The 21,481-nt window shown below is 45.1% G+C and carries 17 protein-coding genes and 6 pseudogenes; 13 read left to right on the forward strand and 10 right to left on the reverse strand.

What is annotated here, in order from left to right; all coding sequences use genetic code 11:
* Positions 1-10: 10 nt before the first annotated feature.
* The 3 genes and pseudogenes from PKHYL_RS08925 to PKHYL_RS08935 form a co-directional block, all read right to left on the reverse strand.
* Positions 11-400, reverse strand: coding sequence for a hypothetical protein (locus PKHYL_RS08925; protein ID WP_240364960.1), 390 nt, complete (start codon positions 398-400; stop codon positions 11-13).
* A 60-nt stretch (positions 401-460) separates the two neighbouring features.
* A pseudogene (locus PKHYL_RS08930) lies at positions 461-1,133 on the reverse strand (response regulator).
* A gap of 38 nt (positions 1,134-1,171) precedes the next feature.
* On the reverse strand, positions 1,172-1,732 hold the full coding sequence (locus tag PKHYL_RS08935; RefSeq protein ID WP_071003598.1) for a cytochrome b/b6 domain-containing protein: 561 nt from the start codon (positions 1,730-1,732) through the stop codon (positions 1,172-1,174).
* Between the two features lie 720 nt (positions 1,733-2,452).
* On the opposite strand from PKHYL_RS08935, the gene PKHYL_RS08940 reads away from it, so the two are divergent.
* The 7 genes from PKHYL_RS08940 to PKHYL_RS08970 all read left to right on the forward strand — a co-directional run bounded on the left by PKHYL_RS08940 (position 2,453) and on the right by PKHYL_RS08970 (position 9,870).
* Positions 2,453-2,647: a hypothetical protein gene (locus PKHYL_RS08940; RefSeq protein ID WP_240364961.1), complete on the forward strand. Its 195-nt coding sequence runs from the start codon at positions 2,453-2,455 to the stop codon at positions 2,645-2,647.
* Positions 2,648-2,680: 33 nt separating this feature from the next.
* Complete coding sequence (locus PKHYL_RS08945; RefSeq protein WP_240364962.1) at positions 2,681-3,157, forward strand: TonB-dependent receptor plug domain-containing protein; 477 nt, start codon at positions 2,681-2,683, stop codon at positions 3,155-3,157.
* 53 nt (positions 3,158-3,210) lie between these two features.
* Complete coding sequence (locus PKHYL_RS08950) at positions 3,211-4,551, forward strand: TonB-dependent receptor (protein ID WP_240364963.1); 1,341 nt, start codon at positions 3,211-3,213, stop codon at positions 4,549-4,551.
* A gap of 211 nt (positions 4,552-4,762) precedes the next feature.
* Positions 4,763-6,310: an ATP-binding cassette domain-containing protein gene (locus PKHYL_RS08955; protein WP_240364964.1), complete on the forward strand. Its 1,548-nt coding sequence runs from the start codon at positions 4,763-4,765 to the stop codon at positions 6,308-6,310.
* The gene (locus PKHYL_RS08960; RefSeq protein ID WP_240364965.1) at positions 6,291-6,557 is read left to right on the forward strand and encodes a hypothetical protein; all 267 of its coding nucleotides are present in this window, start codon (positions 6,291-6,293) and stop codon (positions 6,555-6,557) included. The genes PKHYL_RS08955 and PKHYL_RS08960 overlap by 20 nt, the downstream gene beginning before the upstream one ends.
* 124 nt (positions 6,558-6,681) lie before the next feature.
* Positions 6,682-8,925 (forward strand): TonB-dependent siderophore receptor, encoded by a 2,244-nt coding sequence (locus tag PKHYL_RS08965; RefSeq protein WP_240364966.1) that lies wholly within the window; start codon positions 6,682-6,684, stop codon positions 8,923-8,925.
* A gap of 198 nt (positions 8,926-9,123) precedes the next feature.
* Positions 9,124-9,870 (forward strand): siderophore-interacting protein, encoded by a 747-nt coding sequence (locus tag PKHYL_RS08970; RefSeq protein WP_071001503.1) that lies wholly within the window; start codon positions 9,124-9,126, stop codon positions 9,868-9,870.
* Between the two features lie 75 nt (positions 9,871-9,945).
* Here PKHYL_RS08970 and PKHYL_RS08975 read toward each other — a convergent pair.
* The 4 genes and pseudogenes from PKHYL_RS08975 to hppD all read right to left on the reverse strand — a co-directional run bounded on the left by PKHYL_RS08975 (position 9,946) and on the right by hppD (position 14,109).
* A pseudogene (locus tag PKHYL_RS08975) lies at positions 9,946-11,352 on the reverse strand (Na+/H+ antiporter NhaC family protein).
* A gap of 102 nt (positions 11,353-11,454) precedes the next feature.
* A complete protein-coding gene (locus PKHYL_RS08980) occupies positions 11,455-11,757 on the reverse strand; it encodes a 4a-hydroxytetrahydrobiopterin dehydratase (protein ID WP_442966065.1) in 303 nt (100 codons plus the stop codon).
* 155 nt (positions 11,758-11,912) lie between these two features.
* A complete protein-coding gene (gene phhA / locus PKHYL_RS08985) occupies positions 11,913-12,854 on the reverse strand; it encodes a phenylalanine 4-monooxygenase (RefSeq protein WP_083328803.1) in 942 nt (313 codons plus the stop codon).
* Positions 12,855-12,994: 140 nt separating this feature from the next.
* Positions 12,995-14,109 (reverse strand): annotated as a pseudogene (gene hppD, locus PKHYL_RS08990) (4-hydroxyphenylpyruvate dioxygenase).
* Positions 14,110-14,271: 162 nt separating this feature from the next.
* Here hppD and PKHYL_RS08995 point away from each other — a divergent pair.
* From PKHYL_RS08995 to PKHYL_RS09015, 5 genes and pseudogenes are all read left to right on the forward strand, one after another.
* A pseudogene (locus PKHYL_RS08995) lies at positions 14,272-15,218 on the forward strand (LysR substrate-binding domain-containing protein).
* A gap of 157 nt (positions 15,219-15,375) precedes the next feature.
* A pseudogene (locus PKHYL_RS09000) lies at positions 15,376-16,571 on the forward strand (amino acid aminotransferase).
* 199 nt (positions 16,572-16,770) lie between these two features.
* Positions 16,771-18,061 (forward strand): annotated as a pseudogene (fahA, locus tag PKHYL_RS09005) (fumarylacetoacetase).
* 96 nt (positions 18,062-18,157) lie between these two features.
* Positions 18,158-18,733, forward strand: a complete 576-nt coding sequence (locus PKHYL_RS09010) for a VOC family protein (protein ID WP_071001498.1) — start codon at positions 18,158-18,160, stop codon at positions 18,731-18,733.
* 244 nt (positions 18,734-18,977) lie between these two features.
* Positions 18,978-19,313, forward strand: coding sequence for a hypothetical protein (locus PKHYL_RS09015; RefSeq protein WP_240364967.1), 336 nt, complete (start codon positions 18,978-18,980; stop codon positions 19,311-19,313).
* Between the two features lie 8 nt (positions 19,314-19,321).
* Here PKHYL_RS09015 and PKHYL_RS09020 read toward each other — a convergent pair whose 3' ends face one another.
* The gene (locus tag PKHYL_RS09020) at positions 19,322-20,179 is read right to left on the reverse strand and encodes an IclR family transcriptional regulator (protein WP_071001496.1); all 858 of its coding nucleotides are present in this window, start codon (positions 20,177-20,179) and stop codon (positions 19,322-19,324) included.
* A gap of 139 nt (positions 20,180-20,318) precedes the next feature.
* Between PKHYL_RS09020 and maiA the strand changes: the two genes are divergently transcribed.
* The gene (maiA, locus tag PKHYL_RS09025) at positions 20,319-20,966 is read left to right on the forward strand and encodes a maleylacetoacetate isomerase (RefSeq protein WP_197496765.1); all 648 of its coding nucleotides are present in this window, start codon (positions 20,319-20,321) and stop codon (positions 20,964-20,966) included.
* Positions 20,967-21,101: 135 nt separating this feature from the next.
* Here maiA and PKHYL_RS09030 read toward each other — a convergent pair whose 3' ends face one another.
* Together PKHYL_RS09030 and PKHYL_RS09035 are read right to left on the reverse strand one after the other, a co-directional pair.
* A complete protein-coding gene (locus tag PKHYL_RS09030; protein WP_156770947.1) occupies positions 21,102-21,341 on the reverse strand; it encodes a hypothetical protein in 240 nt (79 codons plus the stop codon).
* Positions 21,271-21,480: a hypothetical protein gene (locus tag PKHYL_RS09035; RefSeq protein ID WP_071001494.1), complete on the reverse strand. Its 210-nt coding sequence runs from the start codon at positions 21,478-21,480 to the stop codon at positions 21,271-21,273. The genes PKHYL_RS09030 and PKHYL_RS09035 overlap by 71 nt, the downstream gene beginning before the upstream one ends.
* Position 21,481: the final 1 nt, after the last annotated feature.

Below are 21,481 nucleotides of genomic sequence, written 5' to 3' on the forward strand. Positions count from 1 at the left end.
TTGTCCTCTTCTACAAAACCGCGCTGATTGGGCAAAAAGAAAACGACTGTCCGTTCTCGTCAGCCGCTAAGAGATTCCCCTCTTTATCCCAAATAGCAAAACCCATGTAATCGTCTTCTGCATCACCCAGATCACCTGACAGCGCCTTACTTTTTAAATTATATATTTTGGCGACGGGTTTTCCATTGTGCTCTGTCTCGTTATTATTGTCGCGGTCACTTTGCTCATCGTCATTGGCGGATATGCCCATCAAGTAACGAACCACTTGGGTGATTTGTGTGTCATTCATCTCATTGATTTCGTGCCACAACCGCCAAGCAATAAAGCTCGATGTGATAAGCCACAGCAAAGGCAGACCAATGAGTAAGGAGATGAACAGTCGCTGCTGGATACTTTTCATAAGCTCATAGGTTGCTCATATATGGTTTGTATATTGAAAGCCAAATTGAATATAAACATATTAATGATTATGGGCTGGATTGAGATAGTAGCCGATGCCACGTTTGGTTAAAATAAAGTCATTGCCCAGCTTTTTGCGTAAATGATGGATATGTACTTCAATGGCATTGCTCTCAATATCCTGTTGCCAGCCGTAGAGCTTGTCCTCTAAGCTTGCGCGGCTGTGAATCTGTTTGGGATGGGTCAGCATTTGCTCGAGTATCGCCACTTCTTTGATGGTGAGCTCAACGACTTGGCCTTGATAAGAGACTCGGTGATTGTGCGGCCAATAAGCGACGTCACCATAACGAATCTCAGGCTGGCTACGTCCTTGACTGCGCCGTATCAAGGCTTGCAGGCGGGCAACCACTTCGTCTAGTGCAAATGGCTTGACCAGATAATCATCGGCGCCCGCATTGAGTCCAGCCACGCGGTTGGCAATCGCGTCACGAGCCGTAATGATCAATACCGGCGTATCTAGCTGTTTGTAGCGCCAATTTTGTAGCACCGTCATGCCATCCCCCTCTTGGCAAAGTCAAATCAAGTAGCACCGCGTCAAACATACCCTCTTGCAGTGCCATCTCACCTTGCTTGGCATCACTAAACCAATCGACCATCATACCATGGCTTTTGAGCCCAACGACCAAACCTTCAGCGATATTGCTATCGTCTTCTATTAATAGTATGCGTGCCATGACTGTCCTATTACGTTATGTACTCTATTGTCTTTTTTTTATTGTGGGCGACGCGGCGTCACCGTTTTATTACCCGTTATCATCGACTTGATCAGGTTTTGCCGCTCCCAATAGCTCATGGCAATCGCAGAGATAATATGCAGCGGCACCAGTAAGTATAAACTATTGGCCAGTATCTCATGAACTTCTTCAAGGACATCTTTACTGGCAAAAATATTGGCTTCCATCAGATAGCCACTAATACCCAAGCCAATAATCACCGCCCATAACGCAAACATCATGATGGCAGCCAATGGATTATGACCCAAATGCTGCTCGTCTGTGTGGCGAATACTCAAATCAGATAAATGGCGTTTGATACGAGATGGCGTGGGGAAAAAGTCACTGAAACGTGCATAACGTGTCCCCACAAATCCCCAAAGTAGACGGACAACCACTAGCCCCACCCCGATATAACCGACATATTGATGCAGCTCACTACCTTCTTCGGTAAACAGCAAATTGGCAGTGATACCAGCCGCGACGGCCCAGTGAGTCACTCTGACCAACATATCCCAAACTCGTACTTGTCGAGTTTTAGGAGTATTTGATAAAGACATATCAGGCTCGTGCGCCGGATTGCTTGTGCTATGTTGGTCATGACCGTCACTCCTTTAATGGTTCGTTTGTTTTTGACGACGTGATTGCTAAACATCGAATCTAGGCGAGATACCGCTAGTAGACTCGCCATCACATCGTCTGCTCTACCGCTATTACAACAAACAAACCTTAAGAGGAGCTTAGGAAACTAAGAATTCGAACTTTAAAGTAGTGAATAATCTACCTGACATTTATAGATAATTAAAAGTAGGGCGTGTTGAACATTCGCAAATAGGCACTGCTGATCGCTAAAATTGTTCCAGACAAGGCACAAAGCGACGATAATGCAGATGCCTTACATTTCAAAATAAGGAATTGAGCAGGCAAGACCACTATTGGCAATATAAATAATACATTTAGAATTTTAACCTGAAAATATATTTAGCATTAGTTCCGCAATAATATTGATAATGAAAATTATTATCAATATAATAACGATTTAAATTACATGCTGGAAATATTCATGCAACTGTCTCGCTTATCTGCTGCGTTATTTAATCTTTCGAATGCATCTGGTTCTTCTCTACGATTAGTATCTATACCTTCGAGATTGGTATCGACTAAACCCCTCTTTAAAGACCCTATGCTCAACCTGTCTATCTACTTTTGTCATCGTATTAACAACGAGTCAATCGGCATGGGCACAGGCAGATGATGTAGATGCTCAAACCACTCCTAATGTGGTACTTGATACTATCGTCGTCACTAGTAGCGCTGATGCTTCAGCGGATGGATTGCCAGATGCTTATGAAGGTGGCTGGTTGCGACCGGTAGCCGCGTCGGAATCTTGGGTAACCAAGACATCATGGATACGCCGTTCTCTACCACCTCATACACCAATGAATATATCACCAATCAGCAAGCCCAAAGTGTAGGCGATCTACTCCAAAAAGGATCCTACTGTTCGCGTGGCAAGGGGTTTTGGTAACTTTCAAGAAGCCTACTTTATGCGCGGTTTCATCACCACATCAGATGATACGATGTTTAATGGCTTATACGGTATTTTGCCCCGACAGTATATCGCCACCGAATTATTTGAGCGTGTTGAAGTCCAGCGCGGCGCTTCTGCCATGCTAAATGGTGCCGCACCTAGTGGCGGCAATGCTGGTGGTACGATTAACCTATTACCAAAACGTGCTGGCAATGACCCGCTACGTGAAGTGACGCTTGGTTATGGTCAAGGTGACCAAGGTAAGATCGCGGTAGATGTCAGTGATCGCTTTGGTAGCGATGATGCTATTGGTGTTCGTTTTAATGCTGCTTATCAAGATGGTGACAGTGCTATCGATGATGAGTCGTCGACCTTGGGTCTGGCTGCCCTTGGTTTGGACTATAGAGGGGGATCAGTATCGCCTATCAGCAGATTTAGGCTGGCAAGACAATAAGCTGTCAGAGACTCGTCCTAGTGTCAATCTTGGTGGGGTGTCTAGTGTACCAAATGCGCCAGACGGCTCAAAAAATTGGGCGCAGCCTTGGACCTACCTCAGATGAAAAGGATGTCTTTGGTACGATTCGAGGAGAATATGACTTTAATGACAATATTACCGCTTATGGTGCTTACGGCATACGACGTGGTGATGAAGACAATTCTTTATCAGACCTCACAGTAACTAATAATGATGGCAGTAGCACTACCTCTCGATTTGATAATATTCGAGAAGATAAAGTCCAAAGCGCCGAGCTCGGTCTGCGTGGTAAATGGCAAACGGGTAAAATTGGTCATGATTGGGTGTTAGCAGCTGATATATACGATCAAGAAGAAAAAGGCGCTTATGCTTTTGATAGCGCACGCCCTACTAACTTATATAGTCCCACTAAGTATCGAGATAATACCTGGTCGAATAAGGCAGGTTTTGGCGGCAACTTAGACGATCCAAAATTAACCAACGAAAAGCAACTCCAAAGCTTTGCGCTAGCAGACACCATATCACTGTTCGACGATAAGCTAAAAACTACTTTAGGCGTGCGTCATCAGAACTTAAAAACCACCAGCTATGATGCCAACACGCAGGCAGAAACGGCTCATTACGATAAGAGTGAGTGGACCCCAAGTATCGGTATTGTCTATCAACCGAATATGGACTGGTCGATTTACGGTAACTATATTGAAAGTCTAGCACCAGGTAAAAGAGCGCCTCTAACTAACGATAATGACGCTGTCACTAATGGTGGTCAAAATCTAGATCCGTACGTGAGTGAGCAAACTGAACTGGGTGTGAAATACGACAATGGCATGATTGGCAGTAGTCTCGCTGTCTTCCGAACTGATGAACCACGTGCTTATATCAACAACTCAAATACGTTTACTGCGGCTGGAGAAAACCGCCATCAAGGTGTGGAGTTGACTGTCTTTGGTAGCCCAAGTGAAAACATGCGCCTCAATGCGGGCGTCAGTTATTTAAGTGCCAAACAAAAAGACACCGGTGATAGTGCATTAGATGGCAATCGAGTGATTGGTGTGCCTACCTTGCAGAGCAATGTTAACATAGAATATGATTTAGCCGCAGTTGAAGGACTGACATTAACGGGCGATATTATCCACACAGGCTCTCGTTATTCGGATAATGCCAATACCTTAAAGGTTGATGGTTATACGACCTTAGACCTTGGTGCACGCTATCGCACTATGCTAGCAGGACAAGACGTTACTCTAAAAGGTGTGGTAACCAATGTCACGGGTGAAGATTATTGGCAGTCAGTAGGCGGTTATGCAGATTCAGGCTATCTAAATGCAGGTGAGCCAACGGCCTTAAAAGTGTCAGCCACATTCAATTTTTAACATATATCAGCTATAGTTGATTCAATTTAAAAGTAGTACAAGGCAGCCCAGTGCAGATGTATATGTAATACTTGAAGCGAGGTTAACGCTGTAATTCTTTTATAGAGAATTGACTATAAAACGTACTTATCTAACGAACTTCAGTAAAAGGGATTAGGTGTGACCTATTCCCTTTTATGCCATCAAACATCCATACTATTACTGAGTCACTATGTCCTCTCGTGCCAGCGTTTCTCTACATCATATGATTTGGGCACAGTATCGTCTGCCCTTTCTAAAAGTCATTTTACTCAACTTAATCAATGCTGCCGTCAGTGTGGGTATCATTGCTTATATCAACCAAACCTTTATCAGTCAGCCTGTGTTCAATACCTTATCGTGGTCGAGCTTAGGGCAGTTTGCTCTGCTCGTACTGCTGTTGCTGGTGACTACCTTTGTATCGCAATATGCACTCACCCGTTTGGGGCACAAGTTTGTCTATGAGCTCAGAACCAAGCTGGTCAAACAAATCATCGATACCACCGTTCCTCAGATAGATCATTTGGGTAGTGCGCGGTTACTTGCCAGTCTATCCTCAGATATTCAGTCTATTACCGTCGCCTTTGTTCGGATGCCGGAGTTGGTGCAAGGCGTTATCCTCTCTGTTGGTGTGGGGTTATATCTGGGCTGGCTGTCGCTACCATTACTGCTGATTGTCATGTTTTGGATTGCGATGACGATTTGGATAAGCACCCTATTGGTCAAGCATGTCTATACACATTTGACAAAGTTGAGAGAGATTAATGACGCCTTATATCAGGATTATCAATCGATTATAGAAGGTCGTAAAGAGCTGGCACTTAACCAACACCGAGCACAAAAACTGTATACAGATGATTTTTTGGCCCATGCTAAATCCTATGAAAAGACTGTCACCAAGTCTGATACTTTTCATTTATCAGCGGTGAACTGGTCAAATATTATGATGTTTGCATCGATTGGGGTGATATTTGCCATATCAAATTATCTCGGCATCTCGATGGGCATCGCCACCACTTTTTCTTTAACGATTCTATTTATGCAGTCGCCGCTGCTTCACGCCGTCGGTGCATATCCAACACTACAGACGGCTCAAGTTGCCCTAGACAAAATACAATCGCTAGAACTGGCTGAGTACCAACCTTTATTTAGAACGGACAACACCAGCCAACACTGGCAAACCATCTCGCTAACTGATGTTAACTATCGCTACAATGTTTCCAATAACAGTGTTTCGAATGCCAGTGATAATGCCAGTGATAATGCCAGTGATAATGCCAGTAATAGCAGTGTCAGTAATAGCAATGATACTGGTGCTCAGGCATTAATAGCTAAAGACAGCGATCACTCTGGTAATATTTTAAAAGACGTCAATCTAACGCTACGACGAGGCGATGTGGTGTTTCTGATCGGGGCGAATGGTAGCGGCAAATCGACACTTGCCAAGATTATTACAGGCATTTTCACCCCTACCACAGGTGCGGTAACCATCGACAAACAGCCCGTTAATTCACAGAATAATGCCGATTATAGACAGCTGTATTCTGCCATTTTTAGCGATCAGCATATTTTTAAGCAATTGATTGGCAGACAAGGACGGCAGCCAGACAAAGCACTGGTCAATGCGTGGCTGCATAAATTGGACTTGCAAGATAAAATAAGTGTGGCTGACAACCAGCTGTCTACCGATAAGCTCGCAGGGACAACGCAAACGCTTGGCCATGCTTATTGCTGTCGCTGAACAAAAAGACATCTTGCTACTTGATGAATGGGCCGCTGACCAAGACCCTGCGTTTCGCCGCGTGTTCTATCAAACCCTAATCCCTGAGTTAAAAGCACTCGGTAAAACGCTGTTTATTATCAGTCACGATGATGGTTACTTTGAGCATGCAGATCGACTGTTACTCATGAAAGAAGGCCGCCTCATTGAATTAAATGCTGAAGAGCGACAGCGGGCGAGTAAAGATGCCATTGCTATGTTGGCGTAAGAACGAATTTCACATCATTTGAGAGAAGATTTATTTTCAAACATTAATGATAATTATTATCATTAATGTTATTATTTATTTTCTTTTGTTTTCGACATCTAATCACAACTCACAAGGAAATATAATGCGCTTTGTCTCAACGTCCAAATCCATTCGCCAAAAACGTTTAACTTTAGCCGTCCAACTGGGCTTGGCAATGAGTCTAAGTCATTCAGTCTATGCTGAGAACAGCCCAACTAGTATCGGAAACAATACGGTCGACAATATTGAAAATAACGTGATTGAGACAAGCGTAGAAAATTCTCTTGATACTAATAAAGTGGGTAATGATACGACGGCAGCACCATCAGCTACCTTGGATACAATTACCGTTTATTCAGATGGCTATCGCAGCACCGGTACCAAGACCGCCTTAGACCCTGAAGATGCGCCCATGAGCTATACCCGCATCGATCAGGAGCTGTTACAAAAGCGCCAAGCGGATAGCGTCAACGCTGCTTTGCGTTATGAGCCAGGCGTGAGCTCTGAGAGCCGCGGTACAGTCTCTATCTTTGATGAGTACAACATTCGCGGATTTAAAACCTACTCAAACTTTTATGATGGACTCAGACTGCCCTACGATGGCGCTTGGAACCTCATGCCACAAGTAGATATCTATGCGACTGAAGCGGTCGAGGTGGTGAAAGGTTCGGCATCTTCATTATATGGTTATGCAGCACCTGGCGGTATGGTGAACCAAATCGCCAAGACCCCTAAAAGCACGCAAGAAAATGAAGTACAGCTGCGACTTGGTAATCAAAACCTAAAAGAAGTGGCCGTCGATAGCACAGGTCCTATTACAGACACCTTGAACTATCGCTTAGTCGCGCTAAAACGCCAAAAAGACGGTCAAATGCAAACCACTGAAGAAGAGCGATTGTTGATTAATCCATCGCTTGAATGGCAAGCAACTGATGATGTCTCAATACTTGCCAATCTGTTTTATCAAGACGATCCAGAAATGGTGCCCTCTACCCCATTACCTGCTGTCGGCACTGTCTACAAGGCAAGCTACGGCAAATTGGGTAGTGATGCTTATGCAGGAGATCAATGGAATCATTTTAGTAAAGAAGTACTGATGCCAGGCATTACGATAAACTGGGATATCAATGATAAGTTAACGTTTAAACATATCACGCGCTATACCGATGCCGAAGCTCAGCAGCGCAATATGTATAATGATGAAGGATTTGTAGAGGGTAGCGATAAGATCTTAAACCGCGTGGCGTATACCACTGATGAGCGCATGAAAAACTGGACCACAGACAACCAACTGGCCTATAAGTTTGATACGGCCAATACCTCACATAATCTATTGTTTGGTGTTGAGTATCAAGAGACAGACAGCACGGCAACTTATTATGACGCTTTCGCAGATGGTACACCAAACCTTGACTTATCGAATCCAGATTTTTCACAAATCAGCACCGATATTCTACCCTTAGATACCTTTAGTCGATACGATGATATCGAACAAAGCCAGCTTGGACTCTATGTGCAAGATGAAATGACGTGGCAAGACTGGACAGTGGTGGCAGGCTTACGACATGATAAATTCAAAAGTACCCTTGATCGAACCGATACATCGAAAGGTAAAACCCCTAGTGAAAAAATGATCAACAATGACGCGTCAGAAACCAGTGGACGTCTTGCTGCTATTTATAACTTTGATAATGGTCTATCACCGTTTTTGAGCTACTCACAGTCGTTTCAGCCTGTGGTTGGTAGCAACTTTATTACCAATGAACCATTTGAACCAACCACGGCCGATCAATTAGAAGCTGGTATCAAATATCTGTCTCCGGACCGTGCGACTAAAGGAACGTTTGCGGTATTTGATATTGCGCAAAAAAATGTCTTGGTGTCAGATTACGTCAACTATACAAATCAAACACAAACTGGTGAAATTGAGTCGAAAGGCTTTGAAGTTTCAGCCAGTCGTATGCTCAATGATTGGGTAGATCTCGCAGCAAGCTACAGCTATACCGATGCTGAGATCACGGAAGAAGAAGTTAATCCTGAGACTGTAGGTAATATGCCGGCGCAAATTGCTAAGCATAAAGCGACGCTGTGGGCAGACTATTACGCTACAGACAAGCTAACTTTGAATGCAGGTGTTCGCTATGAAGGTGGGATGCAGTTAGACAAACAAAATTCAGATGAGCTACCAAGTGTGACGTTAGTCGATGTCGGCGGTAGTTATCGGATCAATCCCATGCTGACTGTGGGTGCGAGTATCAACAACCTTTTGACAAAACCTATGTCGGTGCTTGTTATGATATTAACAATTGCTGGATGGGGCCTGAGCGTGAAATGTCGGTCAGCCTAAAAGCCAGTTTTTAAACCTGATTTTTTGAACTTAGCAACACGCCCTAATAAAATCATCCACTTTCTACAATCATTTTTACCCATACATTTTTAAGACAGTCGATCATCAAAGTAATATGCTAGCCTTACAAGCTATCAGATGATAACAAACCATGCTTTGCGCACTATCGTTACATGCTAAAAAAGAAGGACATAGCAAATGGCAAAACCTACCCCTAGATTACTCGATGTGATCGGTAGCAAATACCTCACCCCAAATATGTGCCGCATTACTCTTGGCGGTGCAGGTTTAATAGACTTCCCGACAGATCAAGAAAGCGCTTATATCAAACTGATATTTCCTCAAGGCGACGACATCAAGCCATTGATGCGTACCTATACCATCATCGCTCAGCGTGATGATGAGATAGACGTTGATTTTGCATTACATGAGGCTGAAGGCCCTGCGTCGATATGGGCACGCAACACTAAAGCTGGCGATCAAATATTGGTGGGCGGCCCTGGCCCAAAAAAACTCATCAACAATGACGCCGATTGGTTTTTATTGGTCGGTGATATGACAGCATTGCCAGCGATCACGGTCAATTTGGCACAATTGCCTGCCGATTCTCGCGGCTATGCCGTGCTTGAAGTGACGACTACAGCAGACCAGCAAACACTCAAAAAACCAGATAACGTCGAGATTCAATGGGTGGTCAACCCTCATCCAAATGCAGACAGCAGCCCGTTACTTGACTGCGTCAAATCACTGACTTGGCTTGAGGGACAGCCCGCGGTTTGGGCGGCTTGCGAGTTTCATAGTATGCGAGTATTGCGCCAATACTTCAAAGTTGAGCGCGACGTACCAAAGACGCATCTATATGTGTCTAGTTATTGGAAAGTCGATAGCACAGAGGATCAGCATAAAGTGGTGAAAAGTCGGGATGCCCTAACGGCAGATCTATAAAAGCTTATTTAATGAATATTTAAATGCAAAAGACGCAGCTTATATAAGCCGCGTCTTTTTATAAATCATCACCTATTATGCTTCGACGACTTTTGCTTCTTTATCCACTCGGCTAATCGTCAGCCCCGTAAAGCCAAACACCAATGTTAATAGCAATGACAAATAACAGAAGAACGCATAGGGCAAGTAATCCAGTACTGGCACCCCTAACGCCTGACTGATAAACACCCCGCACACACTCCATGGCACTAATGGATTATCACCGTCCCTGCATCCTCAATCGTCCGAGACAAATTCTTCGGATGCAGGTGCAAACGCTCAAACGTTGACCGAAATGCCGTACCGGATAATAAAATACTCAAATACTGCTCCCCGATCAGCACATTAATGCTCAGTGCCGACATGGCCGCCGCAAAGATCGCCCGTCCTGATGTCGTCAGTGTATCTTTAATACCAGACAGTAGTGCAGGTAGAATCCCTAGTGCTGTTAACAACCCGCCCAAACTCAATGCCAGTATCACAATCGCTTGGGTAAAGAACATACTCTGTACACCGCCGCGCGACAGCATACCACCCACCCTCACCCAGCTCTAATGACTCAGCAGGGACATAGCCGGCAAACAGATAACCACCTAATTGACCAAAGCTGGGTGAGCTGTGCATATAAGTAATGATCAGCGCCGCGGCAATCGTACAGATAATCGTATAAATCGCATTGACCCGAAACAATGCCAATCCAACCAATATCACAAAGGGCTGTACCGAATACCCATGCACCAAGCCACTGTCAATCAGCTGTCCTTGTAGTATGGTCACTTGACTCAGATCAGCACTGACGGTCTGACCTGAGAATATCCAGAACAAAATTACTGTCAGTATCCACGCAGGTACTGTCGTATACATCATATTGCGAATGTGCTCAAACAGATCAATACCGACCACAGAGGACGCAATGGTACAGGTATCCGACAAGGGCGACATCTTATCACCAAAGAACGCACCTGATACCACCGCCCCAGCCGCTATCGCCACATTGGCATCAAAGGCATTACTCATGCCGATAAAGGCTACACCCAAGGTAGCTGCAGTGGTCAAGCTACTGCCCAGGGCGATACCGATAATAGAGGTGAGGATAAAGGCGGAGATATAGTAATACTCAGGAGAGATGAGCTGAAAACCAAAGTACATCAAGGTGGGTATGGCCCCTGACATCATGAGGGCGGCGACCATGAGGCCAATAAAGAAGAATAGATAGATGGCGCCGATACCGCGCATGACGCCTGAGGCCATTTGTGCTTGCATGTCGTTAAAGCTCAGACCTTTGGTCATACCGATAGCCAGCAATACACAAATGGCAAGGGATAAGAGACAGGTGCGGCACTAACCAAAGCCAATCATGGTAATACCCATGATGGCGATGACGATGGCTGAGATAATAAAGGCAAGCTTGGCGCTGATCTGGGTGAGCGGTTTTGGTGGCATGACACATCCTTAAAATGCCAGCTCAAGCTGGCATTAGATTGGGTTTGAGTTTGGAAGAGTTAGAGAACTGGTTTGCTAGTGAATAACCGAATGACTGATGCGTTACTTATCAAGTAACGCATCGGTTTTAGCCGCCATGACGAAGTCATTACGATGCAACCCTTTGATACTATGTGACCACCATGTGACGGTCGCTTTGCCCCACTCTACCAATATGCCGGGATGATGCCCTTCTGCTTCAGCAATGTCTGCCAATTGATTGGCAAAATCCATCGCTGCGACGAAGTTTTTAAATTTGTACTGACGCTGCAACTGCTGAATACCCTCCACCTCAATCAATGACCAATCAGGAATTTGTGTCAATAGCTCGCGTGCCTCGGCCTCGTCGACTTTTTGGTGCGCCAATACGGCAAGCTTCGCAACTGCTTTGTGATAATACTGTCATGATAATGTCCTTTTATCGAGTTTATTGTTTTGTGATGCTGATTTGTGATACTGAGGTTTGTTGACGCCACTCCACTGCTATGTCCTTATGTAGTAGAGCGGATGTTTATAAAATTTTAATGGGATTTTTCTGGATAGGTCGGCTCAAATAACCCAAGTGACATCGCCTGCTTGACCGTCCCCATGATGTCGCTATCAACGATATCAAATAGCGTATCTAATTCGTCAATCACATAGTAAATCGGCTGTATTTGATCGATACGATAAGGCGTACGCAACACATCAAGCAAATCAAATGCGCGGTGTTCAGGCTGCTGTGTAGGCTTGGGTTGTATTTGGGTTTCTGGCTGGGCATACGATGTCTGATCAAGAGCATAGATGGTTTCAGAAGGCGAGCTTAATATACCGCCGCCGTAGATTCTACGGTCTTTAGGCTGACTACCGACCAAGCCAAACTCAATGGTAAACCAATAGAGCCGTGCCAAAAACCATCTTTCCTCTTTCGTTGCACTCAGACCCAGCTTGCCATACGTCTCATTAAATGCGGCAAAGGCTGGATGAGTCAATAGCGGGCAGTGTCCAACGATTTCGTGAAAAATATCAGGCTCTTCGATATAGTCCATATCCTCAAATCGGCGAATAAACGTTGCCACAGGAAAGGATTTATTGGCCAGTAGTTTGAAGAATTTGCCAAAGCTGATTAATGCAGGCACCGCTGCGGTTTGCCAACCGGTGGTCGCTTGCAATACCTCGTCAATATCATGCAACTGCGGGATATGCGTCGTTGGCAAGTTTAGCTTCGTCAAACCTTCTAGATAGGCAGGACAAGCGCGGTTAGGGATTTGCTCAGCTTGACGCGTAAGCAACGCCTGCCACATTGCATTTTCATCATCACTATAATGAATATGACCATGGCTATCTGACTGATGTGAGATATAGGGCTGCTTTTTATCGGTCGCATTATGATGAGCAGATGCATCACCGCCTTGCTGCTTGGCTACAGAACTATTGGCACCGATGGCTGTATTAGGAGAATCTATCTGTGAGAGGCGTTCCATGCCTGTGTTCCTTTTATCGCAGTGAATATTTGCACTCATACTGATTAGTCAGTGGCTAATATCAGTCACTCATGCAGGACAAGCCAAAATCCTTTGCCTTGTCCGTTTGTTTTTTAAATTTTTTTTAAATGTAGTGTGATCTACGGCGTTTCTGTTTCTGATTGATTGGTCTCTTGCTGACCGACCGTGCCACGACGCACTTGGTCGCGCTCTATGGATTCAAACAAGGCTTTAAAGTTACCTTCACCAAAACCGTCTGCATAATCCCCTTTACGCTGGATAAATTCAAAAAACACTGGGCTACCCAAGATGGTTTCAGAGAAAATCTGTAGTAGCAGACGCGGTGCGCCGCCCTCTGTCGTACCATCTAACAAGATACCGCGCGTTTGCAAGTCAGCAACGTTTTCACCATGGTTTGGTAAGCGCTCGCTCAGCATCTCGTAGTAGGCTGCATTTGGTGCAGTCATAAGCGGAATACCGGCGGCTTTTAGCATATCGATACTGGCAAACAGATCATCACTGGCGAGCGCAATGTGCTGAATCCCCCTCGCCATTGAAGTGCATTAAGTACTCTTCGATCTGACCACCGCCCTGCTTGGCTTCTTCGTTGAGCGGAATACGGATTTTGCCATCAGGGGCAGTCATGGCCTTACTGGTCAGCCCCGTACTCGCCTTTGATATCAAAATAGCGAATCTCGCGGAAATTAAAGATACGCTCATAGAATTTTGCCCAGTACGCCATGCGGCCGCGATAGACGTTGTGCGTGAGGTGATCGATGACTTTGAAACCATATCCGACAGGGTTTCTATCGATGTCTGCAAAAAACTCAAAGTCAACATCATAGATAGATTCACCGTCTTTATAACGGTCAATCAAATAGATCAGTGAGCCGCCGATCCCTTTAATTGCTGGCAGTCTCAGCTCCATCACGCCTGTTGGCACCTCTACTGGCTGCGCACCCATCTCCACCGCACGCTCGTAGGCTTTTTTGGCATCTTTTACCCGAAAACCCATACTGCAAGCACCAGCGCCATGCTCTTCGACGAAGTAACTGGCTGGGCTCTTTGGCTCACGGTTTAAGATTAGGTTGATGTCACCTTGGCGATATAGCGCCACATCTTTTGATCTATGATTGGCGATATGTGCAAACCCAAGCTGTTTAAACAATGCATCGACCGCATCAGGCTGCGGAGAAGCAAACTCGACGAAGTCAAACCCGTTTAGTCCCATTGGGTTGTCAAATAAATCTGCCATTGCAATCATCCTTAATGTCAATTGGTGGTAAAAAAGTCGATTAGTAATAAAATGCGATAAAACGATTGATAATCAATCTTTATTGTTGACGTTGTATTTATATTAGATTAGCTTTATTTATAAGACTAATTGTTTTTTATGATTTATTTATCAGGTTTACTTATGAATATCAGCATTCGTCAACTGACCGCTTTTATCAAAGTCGCTGACAACGGCAGCTTCACTCGTGCCAGCGAACAGATGTATCTGACCCAATCTGCTGTTAGCGGACTGATCAAAGAGCTGGAGACTGGCCTTGGCATCGTGTTGTTTGACCGTACTACCCGCCAGTTGTCGCTATCCGCTGTCGGACGCCATCTGCTGCCACAAGCGCGGCGTATCTTGAATGAGATGCAGCTGTTCGAAAATGAAGCAAGTAGCTTGACCAGCTTGGCGCAAGGTCAAGTGCGATTAGCGGTGTCGCAGTTTGCAGCATCCTCCCTGCCCGCCGTCATCGCGCAATTTGCTAAGGAATATCCAAATATCGGGGTGTCGCTATTGGATTGCTCAGCAGAAAATTTGCTCAAGCATGTTCAAGACATCGAGGTCGATTTGGGGGTTGGTACTGAACTTGGTTTTATAGAAACTGAAGATGATATCGGTGCTGATCTGTTATACAAGCTGCCGTTTTGCGTGGTTATGCCAAACGATTATGCACTGGCGCAAAAGACGAAATCACTTGGCAGGAGTTGCTTGATATTCCACTTATCACTCTACAAGGCCCGTTTCTTGAGCAGGTGACAGTCGAGCTGGATGACGCTATCGCCGCTCAGATTCAGCAAGCGCGCTACAAAGTCAACTTTATGTCCACCGCGCTTGAGATGACCCGCCAAGGGTTCGGCATTACCTTATGCCTTCCCTATATGCCTGAGGTCATTGATTGGGTCAGCGCCAATGGCTTGCAAATGCGCCCATTGACGCAGCCTATAAAAATGCGCCAGTTCTTTATCTATCAGCGTGCCTCACGGGCGCTGTCTCCTGCAACCATCGCCTTTAAGCAGTTTTTGCAGACTTACTTTGCCACCCATTATCACGACTTACATCAGCCTGAAACACTGTCGATTAAGTGATGCATCACGCCACAAACTCATCTGCCAGATAAAGAGATAAGCTATTTGGTGATTTATTTTATTAATTGCGCAAGATAACGCACTCGCGTGTTGAGTTCATCAGCAATTTGCTCTATGATTTTCGGCTGCTTGGTTTATATTCTTATAAGGAAATGGCATGTTTGAACGTATCGATTATTACGCTGGCGATCCAATCTTAGGGCTGATGGAAAAATACTCAGCGGACAATAATCCCAATAAAGTTAATTTAGGCATTGGTATTTATTATGATGAAGATGGCGTACTGCCCGTACTCGACTGTGTAAAAACAGCTGAAGCGCGTATCGCTGATCCTATCGCGCCGCGCCCCTATCTACCAATGGCAGGTTTGCCAGGACACCGCAAAGGCTGTCAGGAATTGCTGTTCGGTAAAGGCGCACAAATCTTAAAAGACGGTTTGGTTGCGACCATCGCCACTATCGGTGGTTCTGGCGCGCTAAAAGTCGGTGCTGAGTTTATCCATGAATGGTTCCCGCAGTCTAAGTGCTATGTGAGCGATCCAACATGGGGCAATCATATCGCTATCTTTGAAGGTTCTGACGTAGAAGTCGGCAAATACCCGTACTACGACAAAGCCAACAGCAGCATCAAATTTGATGAGATGATTGCGTTTTTGAAACACTGAACAAACACGATGTGATCTTGCTACATCCTTGTTGCCACAATCCAACGGGGCTGGATTTGACTCAAGCGCAATGGGACACGGTACTCAACGTCATCAAAGCACGTGAATTGATTCCATTCATGGATATCGCTTACCAAGGGTTTGGCGAAGACATGGACAGCGATGCTTACGCTATTCGTAAAGCCGTTGAGATGGGCTTGCCACTGTTTGTCAGCAACTCATTCTCTAAAAACCTATCGCTATATGGCGAGCGCGTTGGCGGTCTATCAGTCGTCTGTCTCACCGTAGACGAAGCCGAGCGCGTATTTGGTCAGCTAAATGCGATGGTACGCCGCATCTACTCAAGCCCGCCATCACATGGTGGTCATGTGGTTGATATCGTCATGAACGATGAAGCGCTACATGAGCAGTGGGTTGGCGAAGTCTATGCCATGCGTGACCGTATCAAAGCCATGCGCCTAAAGCTAAAATCGGTACTAGAAGCAAAAATCCCTAACCGTAATTTTGACTACATCACGCGTCAAAACGGTATGTTTAGCTTTACTGGATTGACGCCTGAACAGGTCGAGCGCCTACAAAGCGAGTATGGTATTTATATGGTATCTAACTCACGTATGTGTGTAGCTGGCCTAAATACCAGTAACATCGACTATGTGGCCAACGCGATGGCAGATGTTTTAAAAGACTAAATTCATCAGAAGTAAAGACTAAGAAATGAAAAAGGCTGAGCGATTGCTCGGCCTTTTTTTGTGCTTAGGGTTTGTTTCATCAATCAGCAAGCAAAAGACATGGCACAAAAAACTTGCAATCAACATATCAATAAATTACATTATACGTAAGTCATTAACTATAACGTAATTAAATTATATTTTTAGCAAGGAGCAAACCATGTCAACGACTGACAGTACTCTCACCTCTTTTATCGACATCAAAGCGGACTCTGACTTTTCCATCCACAATCTGCCTTATGGCATCTTTAGCGACACTAAAGATAGTGCTCGCCGTGCAGGGGTTGCCATTGGCGATCAAGTACTAGACTTGTCTGTGCTAGAGTCAGAAGGGTTACTGAGCCTAAATGGTGGGCCTTACTTTGATCAGTCGACGCTAAACGCTTTTATTGATTCTGGTCGAGACAATTGGACAAAAGCACGCACGACCATTCAGTCGCTACTATCTAGTGACAACAGCGACTTACGTGACAATGCCGATCTGCAAAAAAAGGCGCTGTTCAAGCAAGCAGACGTTACCATGCATCTACCTGTTCAAGTACCTGGCTTTACCGATTTTTATTCATCGAAAGAACACGCGACCAACGTCGGTACGATGTTCCGCGATCCAAACAATGCCCTGCTACCCAACTGGACGGAAATGCCAGTTGGTTATAACGGACGCGCCAGCACCGTCATCATTAGCGGGTCTGATATCATCCGCCCTTCAGGTCAGCTAAAGCCTAACCCTGATGAGCGTCCTGTTTTCACCGCCTGTAAGCGTTTGGATTTTGAGCTCGAGACCGCTTTTGTCGTTGGTAAAGGCAACCATATCGGTCAACCAATCGCCGTAGACGATGCCGCTGATCATATCTTTGGTATGGTACTGCTCAACGACTGGTCGGCTCGAGATATCCAAAAGTGGGAATATGTCCCTTTAGGCCCATTTAATGCCAAGACGTTCGCCTCGCAAGTTTCTCCGTGGATAGTGACGATGGATGCATTGGCACCATTTAGCACCGCTTGCCCAACCCAAGAGCCTGAACCACTGGCTTATCTCAATGAAAAAGACAAAGAGAGCAGCTTTGATATCAATCTGTCGGTCGAGCTACTGCCTGAAAATGCAAAAACGGCTACGGTTATTTGCGAGACCAATTTTAAATACATGTATTGGTCAATGGCGCAGCAATTGACGCATCACACCATCACTGGCTGCAAAGTTGAAGTCGGTGACATGATGGGCTCGGGCACAATCTCAGGGCCAACGCCTGATTCTTATGGCTCGATGCTAGAGATCGCTTGGAATGCCACCAAACCCGTAGCACTTGAGGGGCGGTGAGTCGCGCACCTTCATCGAAGATGGCGATACCGTCATTATGAAAGGCTATAGCGAAAAGAACGGTGTGCGCATTGGCTTTGGGGAAGTACGCGGCAAAATACTGCCCGCACTTAGCTTTGATTTTAACAAATAATAATGGCATAGAAAAAGGCGTAGTGACAGTGGATTTGAGCCGTTAGGAGCATATTTCTCATACATTCACGCTACGCCTTATCAAAAGGAGTTGGATATGAGCTTTCAAATTGAAAAAATCCATCATGTGGCTTATCGCTGCAAGGATGCCAAAGAAACGGTCGAATGGTACAAGAAAAACCTCAATATGGATTTTATCTTGGCATTTGCAGAAGACCATGTACCTTCGACCAAAGCCTTTGACCCCTATATGCACGTCTTTTTGGACGCTGGTAATGGCAACGTATTGGCGTTTTTTGAAGTGCCCAACCAGCCTGAAATGGGCTTTGACCCCAATACTCCAAACTGGGTGCAACACTTGGCGCTCAAAGTCAAAGATCGTGATGAGCTGATGGCCGCCAAAGAACAACTAGAACGTGCAGGTATTGATGTCATTGGCGTGACCAATCACGGTATCTTTCACTCGATATATTTCTTTGATCCTAATGGGCATCGTCTCGAGTTGACCTATGACGACCCGACCTCAGAGGACAAAGTCTCGATGATTACAGACGCCATCAAGCACGACATGCTAGATGAATGGTCTCGTACCAAACGCGCCCCAGCCCACACACAGTTTTTACACAGTGATGAGTTCGCTGAAGCCCGTGACATTGCGCCTGTCGGAGAGTAACTGCGTCGTCTTTCTACTTGCTACCTTTTTACATTATCTATCAATCATTACTTTGAAATTAGATAAGTAGTGATCAGTTCAAAATATAGTCAATCAATATTAAAAGTGGTACAAGGCAGACGAGTGCAAGTACTACAGTAGTAGGCTAAACGAGGCTAACGCTGTAACACTTTAATAGTGGTTCGACTATAATGAAGAGATGGCATAGCTTGCGAACCATATCTCACCATCATAAAAGGACTCAATGAGGAAAGTAACATTCCCTTTAGGCATACTCTTCGCCGCCTCAGTTGCGATGACTGGCTGTTCTAACAATGATCAAAATGAACAAGCCAAAAGCGCGGATACCAATACAGACGATGTGACGACACTGAGATTTTCACACTTTATGACCGCCAATGACAACATCAATACCGAAGCATTGGAGCCATGGGCCAAAAAAATCGAAGAAGACTCAAAGGGCCGTTTAAAGATTGAAATTTATCCGTCTGCCACTCTCAGTAAGCCGGGTGCCACCTATGATGCATATGCTGTATTAATTTTATTAAGGTTCTACTATAGCCAATCAGCTTGTAGTTAACATTTTGGCTATGCTATTTGGTAGCGCTGTGCGATTGCTAGTATTTGCTCAACCACGTTCTGTTGCTCACTCATTGGTAGTTGCTCTGTGGTGCCGATGATAGTAATGGCATATTCTAGCGGCAGAGCCTCGCTAGCGGTTTTGTCACTACTCGCGGATAGATTAGCAGTACTATTGGCAAAATGCGGCAATATCACAGGTATCGTAATGGCATTAATACCCATGAGCATATCGCCTGTCACTGTCGCATAGCCTTGAGTACGTATCTTGGCTTGCAGCTGAGCAAAATTCTGCCACCTCTCTGTCATATCTGCTGCGGCATTACTCGACTGCCATTCAGCGGTGACCAATGGCTGAATGACCGCGTCAGATTGATAGCTGGCAAACAATTGTCCTGTAGCTGATGTCGTCAAAGGCATACGTGAGCCGATGCGAGTGATGATGCTAATCGGACTGTCTGGTTCAACGGACTGAATAATAATTGGGCCTTCGCTAAACCACTTAGCAATTTGCACACCGCAATTTAGGGTATCTTTAATCTCATTGGCCACCTGCGTGAGACGCGCCAAGAGATTGTTTTGACTGAGCTCAGTATGTCCTAATGCTGCCAATGCATTTACTCTATCGCCAAGCCCATAGCGACCATCATCAAGCTTGCGAACATAGTTTTTGCGAATGAGGCTGACCAAGTAACGATGGGATTTTGCGGGATGCATCTGCATGGCCTCAGCGATATCCTTTAGCATCATAGGCTCATGGCGATCGATAAGCACATCTAGTATCGACAATCCAATCTCAAGTGACTGGATGCCACTCTGGTTTTTACTCGTGACGGATTTATCTAAAAAATTTTTATCTGCTGGCATGATAGCTCGTCTCTAGTGTATCTGTCTAGGTTAAAGGATATATGTCTTATAAAGTAAGGAGACTTGTTTTATAAAATTCAGCGGGGCAAACATACTTATCACTCACTCACAATTTCTCATAATAAGGATATAAACAATGATGACACTTTACGGCTATTTTCGCAGTGGTACTTCTCACCGTACCCGTATTGCCTTGAATTTAAAAGGCTTAGATTATGATGATATCGCGATCAATCTGGCACAAGATGAGCAGTTAGAGGACGCATTTAAAGCGATTAATCCGCAAGGACTGGTGCCAGTCTTAAGAGCGGACGATTTATTATTATACCAAAGTCCCGCTATCTTGGAGTGGTTAGAAGAGGCCTACCCTGAGCACGCTTTATTGCCCCAAGATGCCGCTGGTCGCATGCACGTGCGTGCGCTAAGTGCGATGATTGGCTGCGATATCCATCCGATTAATAACCGCCGTATTTTACAGTACTTACGTAATGAGTTGTCAGTAGATAAAGAGGCAGTCATTGCATGGTGCAATCGTTGGATTACTGAAGGGTTTGCAGCGTTAGAGACACGGTTGGCAGCAGATAAAAACCGTGGACAGTTCTGCTATGGTGACAGGCCCACTTTTGCAGATTGTTATCTGATCCCGCAGGTTTCTTCTGCGCGGCGCTTTAAGGTAGACCTGACTCCTTATCCCAATATCGTCGCTATTGATACGCATTGCCGCACACTAAAAGCTTTTGTAGATGCCGATCCTATGGTGCAGCCTGATGCGCCAAAACATGCATAAATATCAATATATTAAAACAGGACTTGATAAGGGTATTATTATGTTAACTATTGATTGTAAATGATATCGACTCTTAACCGCCCTATCACTCAAAGTTTCTTTACAAGGATTCGTATGAAACATACTACAAAAGCATTAATAGCAGCCATGGCATTTTTCGCTTGCTGAAGCACCGATGCCAAAGGCAGAAGGCGCAACACCAGATGACGATGACTGCACACCAATTGCGGTAGATAATGCACCTTTAGATAATGCCTTTGCTCCAATAGCGATGGAGGCGGCGCCGCCTGATTCGGTATTAATCTTATAGCGAGGTGTTCTGACCACTTTGACCGCTACCAATGGCAATGTCTTGCCCGCCAGTAGCACTAGCATTGCCACCCATCGCCATAGCATTGGGTCCGGTTGCGCCATCGTTGTTGACATTGCCAATAGCGGTTGAATTAACACTATAGTACTTGGTTTTGTTAGCGGCGACGCTCTTAGCTAAGTTATCTAACTGTGAGCCATTCACT

This window comes from Psychrobacter sp. KH172YL61 (assembly GCF_007182895.1).
GTDB lineage: Bacteria > Pseudomonadota > Gammaproteobacteria > Pseudomonadales > Moraxellaceae > Psychrobacter > Psychrobacter pacificensis.

What these genes read in the sequence shown, in the direction of transcription:
- PKHYL_RS08925 (WP_240364960.1), bottom strand. Translation starts at nt 400, where the DNA reads ATGAAAAGTATCCAGCAGCGACTGTTCATCTCCTTACTCATTGGTCTG.
- PKHYL_RS08935 (WP_071003598.1), bottom strand. Translation starts at nt 1,732, where the DNA reads ATGTCTTTATCAAATACTCCTAAAACTCGACAAGTACGAGTTTGGGAT.
- PKHYL_RS08950 (WP_240364963.1), top strand. Translation starts at nt 3,211, where the DNA reads ATGCGCCAGACGGCTCAAAAAATTGGGCGCAGCCTTGGACCTACCTCA.
- PKHYL_RS08955 (WP_240364964.1), top strand. Translation starts at nt 4,763, where the DNA reads ATGTCCTCTCGTGCCAGCGTTTCTCTACATCATATGATTTGGGCACAG.
- PKHYL_RS08960 (WP_240364965.1), top strand. Translation starts at nt 6,291, where the DNA reads ATGCTTATTGCTGTCGCTGAACAAAAAGACATCTTGCTACTTGATGAA.
- PKHYL_RS08965 (WP_240364966.1), top strand. Translation starts at nt 6,682, where the DNA reads ATGCGCTTTGTCTCAACGTCCAAATCCATTCGCCAAAAACGTTTAACT.
- PKHYL_RS08970 (WP_071001503.1), top strand. Translation starts at nt 9,124, where the DNA reads ATGGCAAAACCTACCCCTAGATTACTCGATGTGATCGGTAGCAAATAC.
- phhA (WP_083328803.1), bottom strand. Translation starts at nt 12,854, where the DNA reads ATGGAACGCCTCTCACAGATAGATTCTCCTAATACAGCCATCGGTGCC.
- PKHYL_RS09010 (WP_071001498.1), top strand. Translation starts at nt 18,158, where the DNA reads ATGAGCTTTCAAATTGAAAAAATCCATCATGTGGCTTATCGCTGCAAG.
- PKHYL_RS09015 (WP_240364967.1), top strand. Translation starts at nt 18,978, where the DNA reads ATGAGGAAAGTAACATTCCCTTTAGGCATACTCTTCGCCGCCTCAGTT.
- PKHYL_RS09020 (WP_071001496.1), bottom strand. Translation starts at nt 20,179, where the DNA reads ATGCCAGCAGATAAAAATTTTTTAGATAAATCCGTCACGAGTAAAAAC.
- maiA (WP_197496765.1), top strand. Translation starts at nt 20,319, where the DNA reads ATGACACTTTACGGCTATTTTCGCAGTGGTACTTCTCACCGTACCCGT.
- PKHYL_RS09030 (WP_156770947.1), bottom strand. Translation starts at nt 21,341, where the DNA reads ATGCTAGTGCTACTGGCGGGCAAGACATTGCCATTGGTAGCGGTCAAA.